We start from the raw sequence: 14,732 nt of genomic DNA on the forward strand, positions 1-14,732 counted from the left end.
TCATGGTGACCCCCGCTGATATCGAGAAGTGGAATCCGGACAAGCTACTTGCTGTGATCGGGACCGCTGAGAGCGCCCACAAATCTCTGGAGAAACTTGGCGAGAATTACGACGGCACCAAACGGAGTTTGAGTGACTGGGGTGGTTTGACGGCCGAGGCGTGGAAGGCCCAACACGGTAAACTGCGTACCGACATCGCCGAGCAGGGTCGGCAGGCTAAAGCTGTCGCCGACGCGATGAAGCCCCTCTATGACGAGGTCCTGGCCGTCAAGCGCGAGTACCAAGACATCAAGGGGACTGTCGAGCGAAATGCGTCATTCGACAGCTCGGGTACCACCGTCCACTGGAAACTCAATCCGAACGGCACTATCAACACGGGTGGCGCGTCCCTGGATTACCAGTCCGCGATGGTCAAACAGGACCTCGAACAACGTATGCAGAATGTCTTGGCCAGGGCAACCACTGTCGATGCGGACATCGCAAATGCATTGCGTGCCATTACTTCCGGCGGTATGCCAACCATCGGCGGCCAGGTGCCAGCAGACAAACCAAAGGACGAGCCCAAGCCCGCGCCGCAAGACCCATCGATGTTGGCGTCTGGGCCCGTGGGTGGGCCGGATGGAAACCCGCCATATCCCAATGGGGCCACGCCGACCATGATCCCCGGCAAGACAATTCCGATGGCCGATAACCCGCCTGGGTGGGACCAGAACATGGCTCCCGGACCGCAACGCGATCAGGCGTGGAAGGACTACCTGTCGGGTAAGAATCCGGACGGCAGCCAACGTGCACCCGGAACGCCGCCGCTGGCGTTGCCTAAGCCGGAGGCTGTGAGTGACAAGGGGTTACGTGTTATCGGTGCGGCCGGACGTCAGCAAGGCGTTTCGTACGCCTGGGGTGGCAACAAGTCTGTCGGCGGGCCAACTCAAGGGACGCTTGCGGGGGATCCGCCAGACGGAGGCGCACACCGGTATCACGATGACCAGCGCACAGGGTTCGACTGCGGCGGGCTCGTGCGCTATTCGACTCAACAGGGCGCTGGATACGATGTGTTCCAGCGGGCGGACGGTCTCGACTCTGGTGCAGGCACGGACAGGATCGACAAGAGTCAGCATCTGACGCCGGTATCCGGCGGCGCCAGAATTCCATCCGGGAAGATCTCGAGTATCGCGCAGTCGGGCGACATTCTTGTCTTCGAGACCCCGGGCAGTGGCCATGAAGCATTTAGCGGCAACAACACTCAGCACACCGGTATATATGTCGGTAATGGGTACATGATCAATGCGCCTGAATCGGGAAAGCCTGTCAGGTTGGACAATGCGGACGAGGATAGCCGTATGACAGACGTGTTGAGGCTCAAGTGACGAGGGTGTTGCTTGCCGGACTGCTGATGGTGTTGGTGGGTTGCACGCAAGCACCCACTGCGACAACGGAACCTCCCGCGCCGCCGGACAGTAGCACCCTGACTCTGAGTGTTGCGGAAGTGCGTGAGATAACGCCGCCAGCACTCGAATCAGAACCCGACTTCGACCTGCATAAGCCATACACCGACACGCAGCCTGATTTCGACATGTCCGTCGCGTGCCAAAAACTGTTCAACCAGGACCAGAAGTTCGGTGAGGGGTGGACGAACTTCCGCACCCTCACATATTCCGGGCCGAGCAACATTGGAATCAAGCAGAGCATCGCTGTATACCCAGACCGCAACGCAGCCCAATCGGTCTTCGGCGGAATCCAGGACAACCTGTCGGCTTGCCAGAAAAGCTATCCCGTCGCGCGTTACGGCGCTCCATACACGCTGAGCAAGTTAGCAGGCGATGACAAGACCGTTATGGCCCAGTACGCCGACACCGTCAACGGACCGGGCAGTGTCGAGCTGTATCGACTGGACGAGCAAGTGATCATCGATGTCAGCGCCGCCCACTTTTCCACCGACCCGCATGTGGCTGAAACCGTCCTGCAACGGATTCGAGAGAAACTGCGTTCTCGCGCGTGACCGCCAAGAGGTATGCCCAATGACGAAGCCGCAGCCCCAACTAGATCCGCCGCGGCTGGAGCTGGCCGCGGGCTTGTACGATATGGCGGCCTGGCAGCTCGATGTATTCCTCGATGACGCTGCTGGCTACAGTATTTCGCCACAGGACGCTGCGAGCCTTCAGGCGCTGGTTGATCTGATGCGGTGGCAAGCCGAGGGGTACCGGCGCTATGCGGTGAAGATGCGCGCCGAAGACGAGATGGTGGATGCCTACTTCGCGGGTGACGTGGTGGTGCCGAACACTGCGGCAGCTTTCGAGGCATCGATCACCCGCCCCGACCATCCGCCCTTCCCGAAGCGGTCCGAAGCCATCGATTACCAGCTACTGCGGCCCGTGCGAGAACAACTCGAAGAGGCCCACACAGTGCTCACTCGTGGCTCCAGGCCGGTGATGGCCTATGCGGCCAAACAGGCCGCGGCGCTTTACTCTTGGTGTCATCCGCCGTTGCCGGTGTGACGATCGAAAACGTGCACGGAGTGAGTAGCGGGTAACGGCACCCCGGAAGCCTGGCATCTCCACGCCACACCGGGTGTATGTCGTCGCTCATAAGGCCCTTGAAGAGTTGGGACGCTCCCGCGTCACGCAATCATCGGGTCAATCGCCGACCGCGGCACCAGTACCTGCAGCGCCCCATATGAGTCGGGCAGTATCGCGCCCTGGTCGAAGAAGAACCGAATACCGTCGTTGAGCACCGCGAAGTTCTGGTAGTTGGCGGGGTCGTAGAGCGTCGCCGGTGAGAACGGCAGCGGCGGCGGGGGAGGCGGTGGCGTCGTGGAAGTAGTAGTGGTCGATGTGGTGGTAGTCGGCTGCCCCGAGGTCGTGGTCGGGGTGGGGGTCGCCACCGGCGGCGGGGCCAGCTGCTGCTGCAGCTGCGCCTGCACAATCGGCGCGACGGTCTTCAGCGGATCGTCCACCCGCCACAGCGGCGCATCGTCTTTGTCGTCCTTGGGCACCGTGTAGAGAACCGGTTTGCGATAGCTCTGATCCCAGTTGAACGCCTTGTAGGCGGTCTGCGGCTGCCCGTTCCCGCCGGTTTGGTACACCTTGAACACCACGGTCTGCGTACCGCGCGGGGGCAGGTCGGAGTTGTATTCGGTCGGCTTCATGCTCAACTGGGCCGTCGTGCTGCGGGCCGCACCGGACTTGGCGGCGTTGACGAAGGCATCGCGCGTCTTGGCCACGTATTCGGCGATCGACTTCTGATCCGGGTAGTTCAGCGGAATGGTGACGTCGACGCTGTATCCGGTATCGGAGAGGCGGATCTCACATGTCTTGCCGGTATTGGTGCCCTTCAAGTCGCCGCAGTAATCGTGTGGTGCCGCCCCCGCCACACCAGAAAAACCGAAGATGGAGGCGGCCGTGACCAGCACGGACGCGCTGATCGAGCGCAGAGATAAGTAGGGCACGTCTGCACTTTAACTTCGGAAGGTGAACCAAGTGCCTGGACCGGTGAGATCAAAGGCCTCTCCATAGCCGCACCGCCTCGCTACGATCACACCGTTCTTGGATCTTGAACCCCTTACTAGGGAGCGGCCATGACGGGATCGCCAGACGCCGTTTCCACGGCAAAATCGCCTTGGATATAAGGGATTCCGAACCCGATTGGACTCCGTACGCGGCGCCCACCGCGCCGGAGGGCGCCCCAACATCCTGTACCTCAACGCTGGTTCGACGGGGCCGCCAAGTACAACGGCCTACCGCTAACCGACCTGAACATCCTGGAAACCATGACGCGATGGCGCCCCTACCTGGCAGGGGAGCGCACCTCGTTTTCCTACTACCCCAACAGTGCCGCGGTAGGTCTCGGTGCGATGGTTGAGATTCGCGGCCAATCCTTTTCGATCCTCGCCGAAGTCACCACGAAACCGGCAGCGCAGGGTGTCATCTTCAAGCAAGGTGGCGCGCACGGCGGGCACGTGCTGTGTTCATCGACGAACAGGCCGTCGGCGCACTCAGAGACGTCGAAATCCATCCCGGCACATTCGGTCTGGCCGGGGCCAGCCTGTCCATCGGACGCAACGGCGGCTCGGCGGTGTCCTCGGACTACCCGGCGCGCTACTCGCTTACCGGCGGCACCATCGCCCAGGTGGTGGTCGATATCTCCGGGGAGCCCTACGCCAACCTGGAGAAGAAGCTCGCCATCGTCTTCGCGAAAGACTGAGCCAAAGACTAAGCGGGCCACTCGCTGAGCTGTTCCCACGCACCGAACGGAGGCTTGGCGGCGGCCTCGATCACGATGTGCCCGGTCACTGCCGATCCGGGGTGGTATTCGTCGATCGCGAAGCCGCCCGTGCGGTTCTCGGGGGTCGCGCCGTCCCAGATGTAGATGGGCCCGGGTGCGGCGGCCTCGGCCACCTCGGTGCCGCACTCGGCGGCGGGCTCGTCCCGGCCCACGCCGGTGTGCTTGCCGTCGATACGCCGCCAGATGCTCACGAACGGGATGCTACGCGCTGGTGTGGTTTCGGGGCGGCGACAACTTGACCAATTCATAGATGGAGTAGGCGTCTACCTACGCCGGTACGGCCCCACTGTGTCACCGTGGTGTGGTGATGAAAAGGCTTGGTGCGTTGGTGGTTGCGGCCACCCTGCTACTGGTGACGGCTCCGCTGGCCGCCGCCTGGGGCCCGCAGGGACACAACATCGTGGGCGCGGTCGCCGATGCGAAGCTCTCACCCGCGGCCCGTGCCGAGGTCTCGCGCTTGCTGGCCGGCGAGGCCACCCCGACACTGGCCGGGGTCGCCAACTGGGCCGACCAGGTGCGTCCCAGCCGTCCCGAGACCGCACCCTGGCACTACGCCGATATCGCCGAGAACAACTGCCAGTACGTGCCCGCGGTGAACGGCGACAACGGCAACAACGTCATCGAGGCCATCCGCAGCCAGACCGCGATCCTGGGCGACACCACCAAAACGGATGCCGAACGCACGGAGGCGCTGAAGTTCGTCGTGCATTTCGTGGGTGACATCCACCAGCCGATGCATGATGCCTACGCCCGCGACCGCGGTGGCAACGACATCCCACTGACCTACAACGGCCGATCCACCAACCTGCATTCGGTGTGGGACAGCGGGTTACTGAATACTCGCGGCCTCAGCGATGCCCAATACGCCCAGGTGATCGAGGGATTGCCCGCACCCGATCTCGGCAGCGCCGACCCCGTCGACTGGGCACAGGACACCTGTCAGATCGCTATCGGGGTATACCCCAGTACCTCGACCATCGGCACCGACTACACCAACCAATACCGCCCGGTCGCCGAGGCGCAGCTGCGCCTGGCCGGTGAACGCTTGGCGCGCTTGCTCAATGCCACGTTGACCTAGCGGATGGGACCGGCCTGACGCCGTCAATACCCGTCATCGCAATGGTCTACTATGCCTGGATTGGGGATTGGCGGTGACCACAGTTGGCTGGCCGTCGATTGGGTCGGGCAATGTCGGTTTGCGGTGTGTCGATGGTTGCTTGGGTAGGGGCGATACGTGGTTACCACATATCCGGGTCGGAACGGCTTCGGATCAGAGTCGAACCGGTGTAGTACAGGCGCACAGGTTTACGGGGCCAACAACGACATTCTTGAACGGGTCGGGCTGCGGCGACCGGTCTCGCGGGCGAACGCGGTATTCATCACGGCCGTCGGTGCGGCGGCAATCCTGCTCGCCGCCACGGGAATGTCGACAATTCCCTTGCTGTGTATCTCCCTGTCGATTCCGGCGTTCCTCTGGGGAATTCGTTACGCGAGGGCCCGGGCGGTGACCTATGGGGAGTCGGTCGCGTACGTCCTGTACTGCGATGTGGCCATTCTGATCGGCATCTGCGTCGTGACGACGACCGGCGTCGCCTTTGTGAAGTTGGCGTGGCTACTGGCGGTCAGCGCGTACGTATCCCTGGTCCATGGCCGGGTGGCGGTCGCGATGCAATCGCTGGTGACCACTGCCGGAACCGTGCTGGCGGTAGTGGGAGCGGTATCCCGCGACGAGTACTCGGCGGCCGCTCTCGCCGCGGCGGTGGTAACGATGCTGTTGGCGAATCTGTTTGCCGGATTGGTCATCTACGTGGGTAAGGCGCAGTTCAGTGAGCACGCCGACGGGCGAGATCGCCTGGCGCGCCACGATGTGCTGACCGGCCTGCTGAACAGGCGCGGTCTGCAGGAAGCATATGAGGCCACGGTCGGCGTTCCCGGCATGCACGTGACTGTCGTGGTGGTCGATCTGAACCTGTTCAAGCAGATCAACGATACCTTCGGTCACCATGTCGGTGATCAGGTGCTGCAACGCACGGCGCACCGGCTGCGATCGGTGGTGGGGCCGGATGCCTTGTTGGCCAGGCTCGGTGGCGATGAGTTCGGCATCGTGGTGGTCGGCGACGCGCCACCGCACATCGACTATCAGCGGGCGGTGGAAGAGGCGTTGAACAGTGCGAGCGAGGACGTCCCGGTGAGCGCCAGCGTCGGGGTCGCCGCCGCGATCCTGCCCGAATCGGACCGTACGACGATCCACACCCTGGGGCCCATCGTCACCCACCTTTTGGTCGAGGCTGACGGCGCGATGTACGGCGCCAAGAAGGCGGGATAGTTCGGCGGCGGCCCGGACACCAGGCCGCCGCCAACAACTTCCGCCCGGCTACCAGACGCGCACGTAGTCGACGAGCATCTCCGCCGGGTACGAGCCGCCGGCCGGATCGCCACCGCCGGAACCGGCGACAGCCAGGTTCAGCATCGGCTGCAGCGTGTAGCCCGGATCGTTAAACGGCCAATCGTCAAGGGAATTGGCGTCGACCGTCAGGTACGGCTCCATGCCGTCGTGGTAGTCCATCCAGAAGTACAGTCCGGCCTCGGTCCAGGTGCAGCGCCAGGTGTGCCAGTTGCTGTCGATGGGCACCGGCAGCGTCTCGAAGGAGGTGCCGTCCAGGCGTGCGTGCACCGTGGTGCCCGAGGGCCAGTCGCGGTTGCCGTACCACTCGGCCATGTCGATCTCGCCGCCGCGCTCCGGGTTGTCGTTCAGCAGCCACCAGGCCGGCCAGCAACCGTCGGTCAAGCAGTTGAACTTGATGCGTGCCTCGAAGGTGTGGCCCATGCCGCCGCGGAAGGTGCCGTGCAGCTTGCCGCTGAAGTACTTGTTGCCTTCCTTGGTCGCACGGATCACCAGGTTGGAGTTTCCGTCGAGGAAGATGTTGGTGCGGCTGTCGCGGTACTCGCCCATGTTCTCGGGGCGATCCCAGAACACCGGGTTCTTGATGCGCTCGCGGAACTTCGCGGCCACCCACTTGGAACCGTCGGGCGCCGAACCGGCGGGGCCGTCGAACTCGTCACGGAACACAAAACCGCTGGACTGGGCGTCGGGCGGTGCCGCCGGAGGATGCACCCGATCGGCCTGAGCCTTGGGAAGGGGCAAAGCAGCTGCGGCCATGCCGAAGCCCATGGTCAGTATCAATTTACGGCGATCCATTTCAGGCACCCCGAAACGATAATGGTTGTTCCCCGGCGTTGGGCGCAGCCCCGGCCATTTTGGCTGCTAGTGGCGCGGCAGCATTCTGGAGAGCAGCCGGTCCCGCAACCCGATGGTGTGAAACAGCACGGCGCTGACATGGGCAACTATGCAGGCGAGCAACCCATACGCCACCCACGCGTGCGTCTCGCGCAGTAATCCGTACCACTGCACGCTGGTGGGTGTGATCGACGGAAGACGCAATCCGGCGATCTGCACCGGCACCCCCGAGGCCGATACCAGCGCCCACCCGATCACCGGCTGGGTCAGGAACAACGTGTACATCGCCAGCTCCGAGCCCGCCGCGATGAACCGCTCCGGGCCTGCCAATGACAACGGCGGCGGCCGGTGCCAGATCCGGTTGCCGATCCGCAGCACCGCCAGCACCAGCACCAGCACGCCGATGGCCTTATGCCAGGCCAGCACCATCGGATAGTCGCCGAGCGACCCGACCAGCAGCGCACCCAGCACCAGCATCGCGATGATCGCGACCGCCATCACCCAATGCAGCAGCTGTGCCGCCAACCCGAAACGCTCATCTGCCGGGGGCGCGGTGGTTTCCGTCATCACATGTCCTGCCCGAATTGCTCCACCGGCGCGGGCGTCTCCCGCGCACGCCGCCGAAACGATTCGGCGTAGATTGCCGCGCGCGCCGCGAGAATCGGATCATCGGACAACTCAATTCCCGTGGGCAGCACCGTCGGATCAAAGTTGGTGTCCCGGATGTGCTCCTGCTCCCGCGGAATCGCATGTCCTAGCACCAGCGTGCCGGCGTCGATCTGTCTGCGGTCCGGCGGCCACGGAAGCGTCGGATCATTCGTCGGATCCTGTCCGGGAACACCGATCTGCAGCAGCAGTCGATAGCGCAGCTCACCGAACCGCACCCGCTGGGCCAGGGCCTCGAACATCCAATTGGGCCCGTCCTTGGCCGCCGTACCGGTGGGGTTCCCGTCGGGCACCACCCGCCACCGCACCGGTGTTCGCACACCGTTTTTCGTGACGAAGATGAAGGTGTTGAGGCTCGAATAGCTCGCCGCGGCGAAGGACGACGCCTTGGGCCCGGCTTCGATCAGCTTCTGCGCGGCCGCCGCGGGCGGGTTGTCCCGCATGAAGGCCGCCACCCGGTCCTTGTCGCCGGACAGCCGCGCCGAGAGCAGCCCGAAGAACATCTCCGGCGTGGGGGCCATGAACACCGGGGCCGCGGCCATGGCGGTACGCCATTGCTCTCCACCGGGAAGTGAAAACTCAAGAGCCAGCGCCTGTCCGGAGCCGGTGTCGGGTTGGTGCGGGTTCTGGCCGCCCACCGAGAACCGTCCGGACACCGGATATACCCCCGCGGTGAACACCGAGGCCGACGAGATCTCCGCGCCCGCGCCATTGCTCTCGAAACGGCCCGACACCGCAAGGGCTTTGGCGTGATTGCGGCGATACCCGACGAACCGTCCGCCCGTGGCCTCAAACAGGTCGATGAACGAGCGCCCCGTCAACCGGGAGCCAGCCCGGCCCTCCAATGCCAAGAAGCCGCCCAGACCCGTCACGGTGACGGCTCCGGCAGCGACCAGACCCACAAACATGCGGCGATCCAGCTTGTGTGCGACCACGATGTGAAGGGTAATACCGGATTATGAAGGTCCAATGAAGACAATGAAGAGATGATGAAGCGTCTGATCCTCGGTTTCGGGTACGCAGCTCTCGGTATCGGCTGTGCTCTCGGCCAGGTTGCCCCCGCCAGTGCCGACCCCGACATCCCGCCCGTCAGTGAGGCCGCCCGGGCCGCCGGGCTGGTCGACGTGCGCACCGTGGTGCCCGACGCCGTGATCGACCTGCGCTACGCCACCACCAACAACTTCACCGGTGTGCAGCTGTATCCGGCCGGTGCGCGCTGCCTGGTGCACGAGTCGATGGCGCCCGGCCTCAAGACCGCCGCCGACACGCTGCGCACCAATGGGGAGCGGCTGGTCTTCTGGGACTGCTACCGCCCGCATGAGGTGCAGGTCCGCATGTTCCAGGTGGTGCCCAATCCCAATTGGGTCGCCAAGCCCGGCCAGTACGCCCGCAGCCACGAGGCCGGACGTTCGGTGGACGTCACCCTGGCCAACGCGCGCGGCCTGGTCGATATGGGGACCGGCTTCGACGACTTCTCGCCGCGCTCGCTGGCTTTTGCCACCGAAGGGGTGAGCCCCGACCAGCAGGCCAACCGTGCACGCCTGCGTGCGGCCATGCAAGCCGGTGGGCTGCAGGTGTATTCGGGGGAGTGGTGGCACTTCGACGGTCCCGGCGCGGGTGAGGGGCGCCCGTTCCTGAACGCGCCCGTCAACTGACCGTACGGTGGTACCGCAAACCGGGAAAAATTGGGTAGTCCAGTACCCGGTGTGCGGGCGCCCTGCGGGAGTAATTTCCCTGGCATGGCTGCGTCACCGAATCTTGCTGGACGGCTACATCACAGCGTCCCACTGACGCTACTGACGGCCGCCCTCGCCGCCTGCGGGGGAGCCGGTGAAACGGTCACCCATACCGTGACCCAGACCGTCACCGATCAGACGACGATCATCCATGAGGGCGGCGGATCCACATCCGGAAAGAAGCCCAAGGACGACGGGCTCGCGTGGGTGCCCTACGGCCCCAAGGACCCCGCCTTCCCGACGCCGGGCTGGGACGTATACGTCTACTTCCTCAAACATGACTGCGACAGCCTGAAGAACGTTCAAAACCCCAGCGGCAATCTGTACGACGCCGCGGTGGGGGTGTGCCGTGCCGCGGTGAACGGTGAAGAGAGCCAATGGGATGCGGCGGCCAATGCCTTCGCGGCGCGCGGGGCGGGAATCGAGATCGGCCCGGCGCAGTGTGTGGACGACACCATCGCGGCGATGATCACCAAACTCCTGGCCTGGCATCGGGAGAACCCCGGGCGCCAGCCCGCCTTGACGTTCCCGCAGACCGACGGCCGCACCGCATGCTCGAAGGACAACAACAGCTTTGTGCCGCCGGATGAGAATGGCGATACCGGTTCCTCCACAACCAGTTCCACCACGTCGAGCACCACCTCATCGACGACCACGACCACGACGACCACGACCACGACGACGACGACCACAACGACAACGCCGTCTGCGCGATGAGGTCAGTGCGAGAACTGCCAGTGCACCGAATCGTTCTCGTCCAGCACGATGATGCTGCCGTCGCGGATGGTCCAGCCCTCGGTCATCAGGAACAGTCTGCCCCCGGATTCGGCCAGCAGCCGTAAGCCGGTGGTGCGGTACAGCGTTTTGGGGCCGGCGGCGATCTGCTCGGTACGTACCACGGGAGAGTCGATACCCAACGGGCTTTCGCTGACCGCCGTCGCGCGGGGCAGCGACGACACCGAATCTTCATAGCGCTGCGCGTATCCCCGGCCGACGATATCGGCATATCCCTGCACTGCCCAGAACAGCGCCGCCGCAATCACAATGCCGACCAGCACCGCTTCGAGCACATCGTGCGGACGGGCAATGGCATTACGGGGCCGTGCGCGTTCTCGCCCCTGACGGCTCACATGTCTGCCGTACACCGCCAGTGCCGTGCCGATCGCGATCATCAGCGGCCACACCACCGAACCGGGCTCCCAGTGGCGTGTGAGCGCGGGCATCACCACTCCCAGGATCGCGACGGCTAGCCCGCCGAGCATCGTCACCCGGCAGATCGCCCGGATGGTGTCGGTCATGCCGTCGCGTTCGATCTTCTCGGTCACCGCGCGATGCGCTGCCAGCCAGGCGATTCCGATGACCGCCGTCGCCAGGATCGGCAGGTACAGGGTGCTGATGCTGCGCAGCACATAGTCCTGAGTGCTGAAGCGAAACAGGCTTACCTCGATGCCCATCCACTGGGACTGCGCGTCGCTGCGTGCCCAACCGAAATACAGCAGCAGCGCGGTGATCATCGTCAACGGTGTTCCCACCGTGGTGATCACGGCGATGACGGGGCGAAGGATCGATACCGGATCCTCCGAGTCCTCCGACGCTGTCTCGGCCGGCATGGCAGCATGCTACGCGCGACGGCCCTGACCTGGCGGGAAAATTCCCTTGCCGCTCAGGCCCGTCGCGCCTATCCTGGCTGACGTCCTCGTCCCCGACGAAAGGTACGGCATGGATCTGTGAGGTCTGGCAATCCGCCGGCGCGCCATCGCGCGATTTCGGCGACCCCACCTCACAGGAAGGTTCTTTCCATGTCTGCTGTCATCTCCTGCGGCGCACTCACCTACACACATCCCGATGGCTCCGTCGCGCTCGACGGGCTCGACATGCTGGTTCCGGCGGGGCGTTCCGGACTGGTAGGTGTCAACGGTTCCGGTAAGTCCACGCTGCTCAAACTCATCGCGGGCGAGCTGCGGCCCACCTCCGGTATGGTGCACGCCTCGGGTGAGATTGGTTATCTGCCACAGGATCTCACTATCCGCGCCGATCAGTCGGTGCCCGACCTGCTGGGCCTGACGCCGGTGCTGGCGGCCATCGAGGCCATCGAGAACGGCTCCACCGACCAGACCGACTTCGACACCGTCGGTGACGACTGGGATCTGGCCGAGCGGGTGCGTGCCGAACTGGACCGGCTGGGCCTGCCGGCGGCGGTGCTGGACCGCTCGCTGGGCGAGCTGTCCGGCGGAGAGGTGATTCGGCTGGGCCTGGCCCGGCTGCTGTTGCGGCGTCCCGACGTTCTGCTGCTCGACGAGCCCACCAACAATCTCGACGGTGAATCCCGGCGGCATCTCTACGACGTGGTGTCCGCCTGGCAGCGCACCCTGCTGGTGGTCAGCCACGACCGCGAGCTGCTGGAACACGTTGAACGCATCGGCGATCTGCGCGACGGCGGTGTGACCTGGTACGGCGGCGGATACAGCGATTACGCAGCCGCGGTCGCGGCCGAACAGGAGGCCGCCGCGCAGGCGATCTCCACGGCCAAGGCCGAGGTGCGCCGTGAGCGGCGTGACCTTGCCGAGGCGGAACGGGTGATCGCGCAGCGCCGCCGCTACGGCGCCAAGATGCAGGCCAACAAGCGCGAGCCCAAGATCGTCATGGGGCTGCGCAAGCGGGCCGCGCAGGAGTCGGCGGCGGCGCTCAAGCAGACCCAAACCGACCGGCTGGACAAGGCCCGCGAGAATTTGGGCGAGGCGCAGACCCGCCTGCGTGCGGACCGTTCCATCCGTATCGACCTGCCCGGCACCGAGGTTCCCGCCGGACGCGTCGTGCTCACCACCGAACAGCTGGTGCTGCGCCACGGGGTGCCCGCGCATCTGGATCTGCGGGGACCGCAGCGTGTCGGCCTGGTGGGGCCCAACGGTTCGGGTAAGACCACCCTGCTGCACACCATCGCCGGACGCATCCCGGCCGCCGAGGGTTCTGCGACGGTGCATGTTCCGCTCGGGCTCCTGCCACAGCGCCTGGACCTGCTGGACGATTCGCTGAGTGTTGCCGACAATGTGGCGCGCCGTGCTCCACACGCCGACGTCAATGCCGTCCGGGCCAGGCTGGCGCGATTCCTGTTCCGCGGCAATGCAGCCGACAAACTGGTCGGGGCGCTCTCCGGTGGTGAACGGTTCCGGGCGACACTGGCCGCCGTGCTGCTGGCGGACCCCGCTCCACAGCTGCTGCTGCTCGACGAACCCACCAACAACCTGGACTTCGCCTCCTACGACGCGCTGGTCTCCGCGCTTGCCGAGTATCGGGGCGCGGTGCTCGTTGCCAGCCATGACCTGGGCTTTCTGGAGGACATCGGGGCCGCGCAGGTGGACTGGAGACCCGATCCGGTAATCGGGTAGTGCAATACGCAGGCCCCGCACAACCCCGCCTCCACACACTGAGCTCGTCATGTTTCACGACCGCGAATGCGCGGCCATGTCAAGGAGACTCACGATGTGTTTCATTATCCCTCAAGATGTCCTGCTGCGATTGGCCGACGATGACAGCGTCGCCGACGATTCGCGAACCGCACTGGCGGCCACGGCCGCATCTGAAACCGCCTGGCGCACATTGCGTGAGGCGCATACCGAGGCCACCCAGGCGGGGCTGGTCGCCCGCATAGATGCCTTTGCCGGCGTGGCCAAGGCGCTGGCCAAGGCCCCCGGCACCCCGGTGTTCGACTGCAAGCACACCATGTCGCTGCCGGGGGTCGCGGTGGCTAGCCCGGGCAGCTCTACAGATGCCTCCGCCAAGAGGGCGTTCACCGAAACCGCTGCGGTGGCAAAGTTTTACAAGGAGTGCTTCGGCCGCAATTCTGTCGACGACGAGGGCATGACGTTGGTGTCCTCCGTGCACTACAGCGTGAACTACTCCAACGCGTTCTGGAACGGCTCGCAGATGACCTACGGCGACGGTGACGGGGAGATCTTCGTCGACTTCACCGCGTCGAACGACGTGATCGGTCACGAGCTGACTCACGGCGTCACCCAGTACACGGCGGGTCTGCTCTACAAGAACGAGGCCGGTGGACTCAACGAGAGCATGTCGGATGTGTTCGGATCGATGTTCCGGCAATGGAGCGCGGGCCAGACCGTCGATCAGGCCGACTGGTTGATCGGCAAGGACATCATGGGTCCGCGCGCCGTCGCCAAGGGCTTCACCTGCCTGCGCGATATGGCCGATCCGGGCGCCCGCCACTGCCTGGCGCCGCAGCCGTCGCACTACCGCGACTACGTGCCGGGCAGTGATCCGCACGAGAGCAGCGGCATCCCCAACTACGCGTTCTACCTGGCGGCGACCAAGCATGGCTCGTACTCCTGGCAGGGCGTGGGGACGGTCTGGTACGAGGCGCTGACCAGCCCGAAGGCACGTCCGAACATGAAGATGAAGGCCTTCGCCAACCTGACTCGGGAGATCTCCGCGGCCAATACGGCCACCGAGTCCGTCCACAAGGCGATTGACGACGCGTGGACCGCGGTCGGGCTGTAGCGTCGGCGTCATGGTGGAGTACCTCATCGACAGACGGGGAGGATTCACCGGGCTACCGGCCAGCGGCACGGTTACTGACCAGAGCTTGGACCCCGAGGCACGACGTGCACTGGATGGATTGTTGGACAGCCCCGGGTCGCTTCCGAGCGACCCGGGTGCCGACCGTTTCACCTACACGGTGACCCGCGTCAGCGGTTCCGACCGGACCACCCGCAGCATTCCGGAGAGTCTGCTGCCCGACGCCGTCAGGCAGTGTGTCCAAGAACGGATCTGACGAACCGGACTTGACATTTCACCGC

17 protein-coding genes are annotated in these 14,732 nt (G+C 64.8%); 11 read left to right on the forward strand and 6 right to left on the reverse strand.

Annotated elements, in window-relative coordinates; translation table 11 throughout:
- Window positions 1–2 precede the first annotated feature (2 nt).
- From MAB_RS09375 to MAB_RS09385, 3 genes are read left to right on the forward strand one after another with little or no spacing between them, the layout of a single operon-like run.
- On the forward strand, window positions 3–1,364 hold the full coding sequence (locus tag MAB_RS09375; protein WP_005110363.1) for a C40 family peptidase: 1,362 nt from the start codon (window positions 3–5) through the stop codon (window positions 1,362–1,364).
- 26 nt (window positions 1,365–1,390) lie between these two features.
- A complete protein-coding gene (locus MAB_RS09380; protein ID WP_172527629.1) occupies window positions 1,391–1,996 on the forward strand; it encodes a sensor domain-containing protein in 606 nt (201 codons plus the stop codon).
- 19 nt (window positions 1,997–2,015) lie between these two features.
- On the forward strand, window positions 2,016–2,492 hold the full coding sequence (locus MAB_RS09385; protein WP_005110366.1) for a hypothetical protein: 477 nt from the start codon (window positions 2,016–2,018) through the stop codon (window positions 2,490–2,492).
- Window positions 2,493–2,614: 122 nt separating this feature from the next.
- Here MAB_RS09385 and MAB_RS09390 read toward each other — a convergent pair whose 3' ends face one another.
- On the reverse strand, window positions 2,615–3,442 hold the full coding sequence (locus MAB_RS09390) for an RsiV family protein (RefSeq protein WP_005115041.1): 828 nt from the start codon (window positions 3,440–3,442) through the stop codon (window positions 2,615–2,617).
- Between the two features lie 515 nt (window positions 3,443–3,957).
- Here MAB_RS09390 and MAB_RS25485 point away from each other — a divergent pair.
- Window positions 3,958–4,197 (forward strand): arylsulfatase, encoded by a 240-nt coding sequence (locus tag MAB_RS25485; RefSeq protein ID WP_005110369.1) that lies wholly within the window; start codon window positions 3,958–3,960, stop codon window positions 4,195–4,197.
- An 8-nt stretch (window positions 4,198–4,205) separates the two neighbouring features.
- Here the strand turns inward: MAB_RS25485 and MAB_RS09400 are convergent, their stop codons facing one another.
- On the reverse strand, window positions 4,206–4,469 hold the full coding sequence (locus MAB_RS09400) for a hypothetical protein (protein WP_005110372.1): 264 nt from the start codon (window positions 4,467–4,469) through the stop codon (window positions 4,206–4,208).
- A 116-nt stretch (window positions 4,470–4,585) separates the two neighbouring features.
- Here MAB_RS09400 and MAB_RS09405 point away from each other — a divergent pair, with 116 nt between their 5' ends.
- Both MAB_RS09405 and MAB_RS09410 read left to right on the forward strand, forming a co-directional pair.
- On the forward strand, window positions 4,586–5,356 hold the full coding sequence (locus MAB_RS09405) for a S1/P1 nuclease (protein WP_005110374.1): 771 nt from the start codon (window positions 4,586–4,588) through the stop codon (window positions 5,354–5,356).
- Between the two features lie 156 nt (window positions 5,357–5,512).
- Window positions 5,513–6,604, forward strand: coding sequence for a GGDEF domain-containing protein (locus MAB_RS09410; RefSeq protein ID WP_005110376.1), 1,092 nt, complete (start codon window positions 5,513–5,515; stop codon window positions 6,602–6,604).
- Between the two features lie 48 nt (window positions 6,605–6,652).
- On the opposite strand, the gene MAB_RS09415 is transcribed toward MAB_RS09410, so the two are convergent.
- From MAB_RS09415 to MAB_RS09425, 3 genes are all read right to left on the reverse strand, one after another.
- Window positions 6,653–7,477, reverse strand: a complete 825-nt coding sequence (locus tag MAB_RS09415; RefSeq protein WP_005074730.1) for a glycoside hydrolase family 16 protein — start codon at window positions 7,475–7,477, stop codon at window positions 6,653–6,655.
- Window positions 7,478–7,543: 66 nt separating this feature from the next.
- Window positions 7,544–8,083 carry a cytochrome b gene (locus MAB_RS09420; protein WP_005110379.1) on the reverse strand — a complete coding sequence of 180 codons (540 nt, stop codon included), beginning with the start codon at window positions 8,081–8,083 and terminating at the stop codon, window positions 7,544–7,546.
- Window positions 8,083–9,117 (reverse strand): catalase family peroxidase, encoded by a 1,035-nt coding sequence (locus MAB_RS09425; protein ID WP_005067306.1) that lies wholly within the window; start codon window positions 9,115–9,117, stop codon window positions 8,083–8,085. Before MAB_RS09425 ends, MAB_RS09420 begins: the two co-directional genes overlap by 1 nt.
- Before the next feature lie 51 nt (window positions 9,118–9,168).
- Between MAB_RS09425 and MAB_RS09430 the strand changes: the two genes are divergently transcribed.
- Complete coding sequence (locus MAB_RS09430; RefSeq protein WP_005060503.1) at window positions 9,169–9,837, forward strand: M15 family metallopeptidase; 669 nt, start codon at window positions 9,169–9,171, stop codon at window positions 9,835–9,837.
- A gap of 84 nt (window positions 9,838–9,921) precedes the next feature.
- Window positions 9,922–10,635 (forward strand): hypothetical protein, encoded by a 714-nt coding sequence (locus tag MAB_RS09435; RefSeq protein ID WP_005110381.1) that lies wholly within the window; start codon window positions 9,922–9,924, stop codon window positions 10,633–10,635.
- Between the two features lie 2 nt (window positions 10,636–10,637).
- Here the strand turns inward: MAB_RS09435 and MAB_RS09440 are convergent, their stop codons facing one another.
- Window positions 10,638–11,528, reverse strand: a complete 891-nt coding sequence (locus tag MAB_RS09440; protein ID WP_005110383.1) for a hypothetical protein — start codon at window positions 11,526–11,528, stop codon at window positions 10,638–10,640.
- Between the two features lie 189 nt (window positions 11,529–11,717).
- Here MAB_RS09440 and MAB_RS09450 point away from each other — a divergent pair, with 189 nt between their 5' ends.
- The 3 genes from MAB_RS09450 to MAB_RS09460 all read left to right on the forward strand — a co-directional run bounded on the left by MAB_RS09450 (window position 11,718) and on the right by MAB_RS09460 (window position 14,707).
- Window positions 11,718–13,304, forward strand: a complete 1,587-nt coding sequence (locus tag MAB_RS09450; protein ID WP_005085191.1) for an ABC-F family ATP-binding cassette domain-containing protein — start codon at window positions 11,718–11,720, stop codon at window positions 13,302–13,304.
- A 94-nt stretch (window positions 13,305–13,398) separates the two neighbouring features.
- The gene (locus MAB_RS09455) at window positions 13,399–14,433 is read left to right on the forward strand and encodes a M4 family metallopeptidase (protein WP_005110387.1); all 1,035 of its coding nucleotides are present in this window, start codon (window positions 13,399–13,401) and stop codon (window positions 14,431–14,433) included.
- A gap of 10 nt (window positions 14,434–14,443) precedes the next feature.
- Complete coding sequence (locus tag MAB_RS09460) at window positions 14,444–14,707, forward strand: protealysin inhibitor emfourin (protein ID WP_005060517.1); 264 nt, start codon at window positions 14,444–14,446, stop codon at window positions 14,705–14,707.
- Window positions 14,708–14,732: the final 25 nt, after the last annotated feature.

It is taken from the genome of Mycobacteroides abscessus ATCC 19977 (assembly GCF_000069185.1).
GTDB lineage: Bacteria > Actinomycetota > Actinomycetes > Mycobacteriales > Mycobacteriaceae > Mycobacterium > Mycobacterium abscessus.

Coding starts and splice junctions, on each gene's coding strand:
- MAB_RS09440 (WP_005110383.1), bottom strand. CDS start 11,528: ATGCCGGCCGAGACAGCGTCGGAGGACTCGGAGGATCCGGTATCGATC.
- MAB_RS09405 (WP_005110374.1), top strand. CDS start 4,586: ATGAAAAGGCTTGGTGCGTTGGTGGTTGCGGCCACCCTGCTACTGGTG.
- MAB_RS09460 (WP_005060517.1), top strand. CDS start 14,444: ATGGTGGAGTACCTCATCGACAGACGGGGAGGATTCACCGGGCTACCG.
- MAB_RS09380 (WP_172527629.1), top strand. CDS start 1,391: ATGGTGTTGGTGGGTTGCACGCAAGCACCCACTGCGACAACGGAACCT.
- MAB_RS09455 (WP_005110387.1), top strand. CDS start 13,399: ATGTGTTTCATTATCCCTCAAGATGTCCTGCTGCGATTGGCCGACGAT.
- MAB_RS09450 (WP_005085191.1), top strand. CDS start 11,718: ATGTCTGCTGTCATCTCCTGCGGCGCACTCACCTACACACATCCCGAT.
- MAB_RS09435 (WP_005110381.1), top strand. CDS start 9,922: ATGGCTGCGTCACCGAATCTTGCTGGACGGCTACATCACAGCGTCCCA.
- MAB_RS09415 (WP_005074730.1), bottom strand. CDS start 7,477: ATGGATCGCCGTAAATTGATACTGACCATGGGCTTCGGCATGGCCGCA.
- MAB_RS09385 (WP_005110366.1), top strand. CDS start 2,016: ATGACGAAGCCGCAGCCCCAACTAGATCCGCCGCGGCTGGAGCTGGCC.
- MAB_RS09420 (WP_005110379.1), bottom strand. CDS start 8,083: ATGACGGAAACCACCGCGCCCCCGGCAGATGAGCGTTTCGGGTTGGCG.
- MAB_RS09430 (WP_005060503.1), top strand. CDS start 9,169: ATGATGAAGCGTCTGATCCTCGGTTTCGGGTACGCAGCTCTCGGTATC.
- MAB_RS09375 (WP_005110363.1), top strand. CDS start 3: ATGGTGACCCCCGCTGATATCGAGAAGTGGAATCCGGACAAGCTACTT.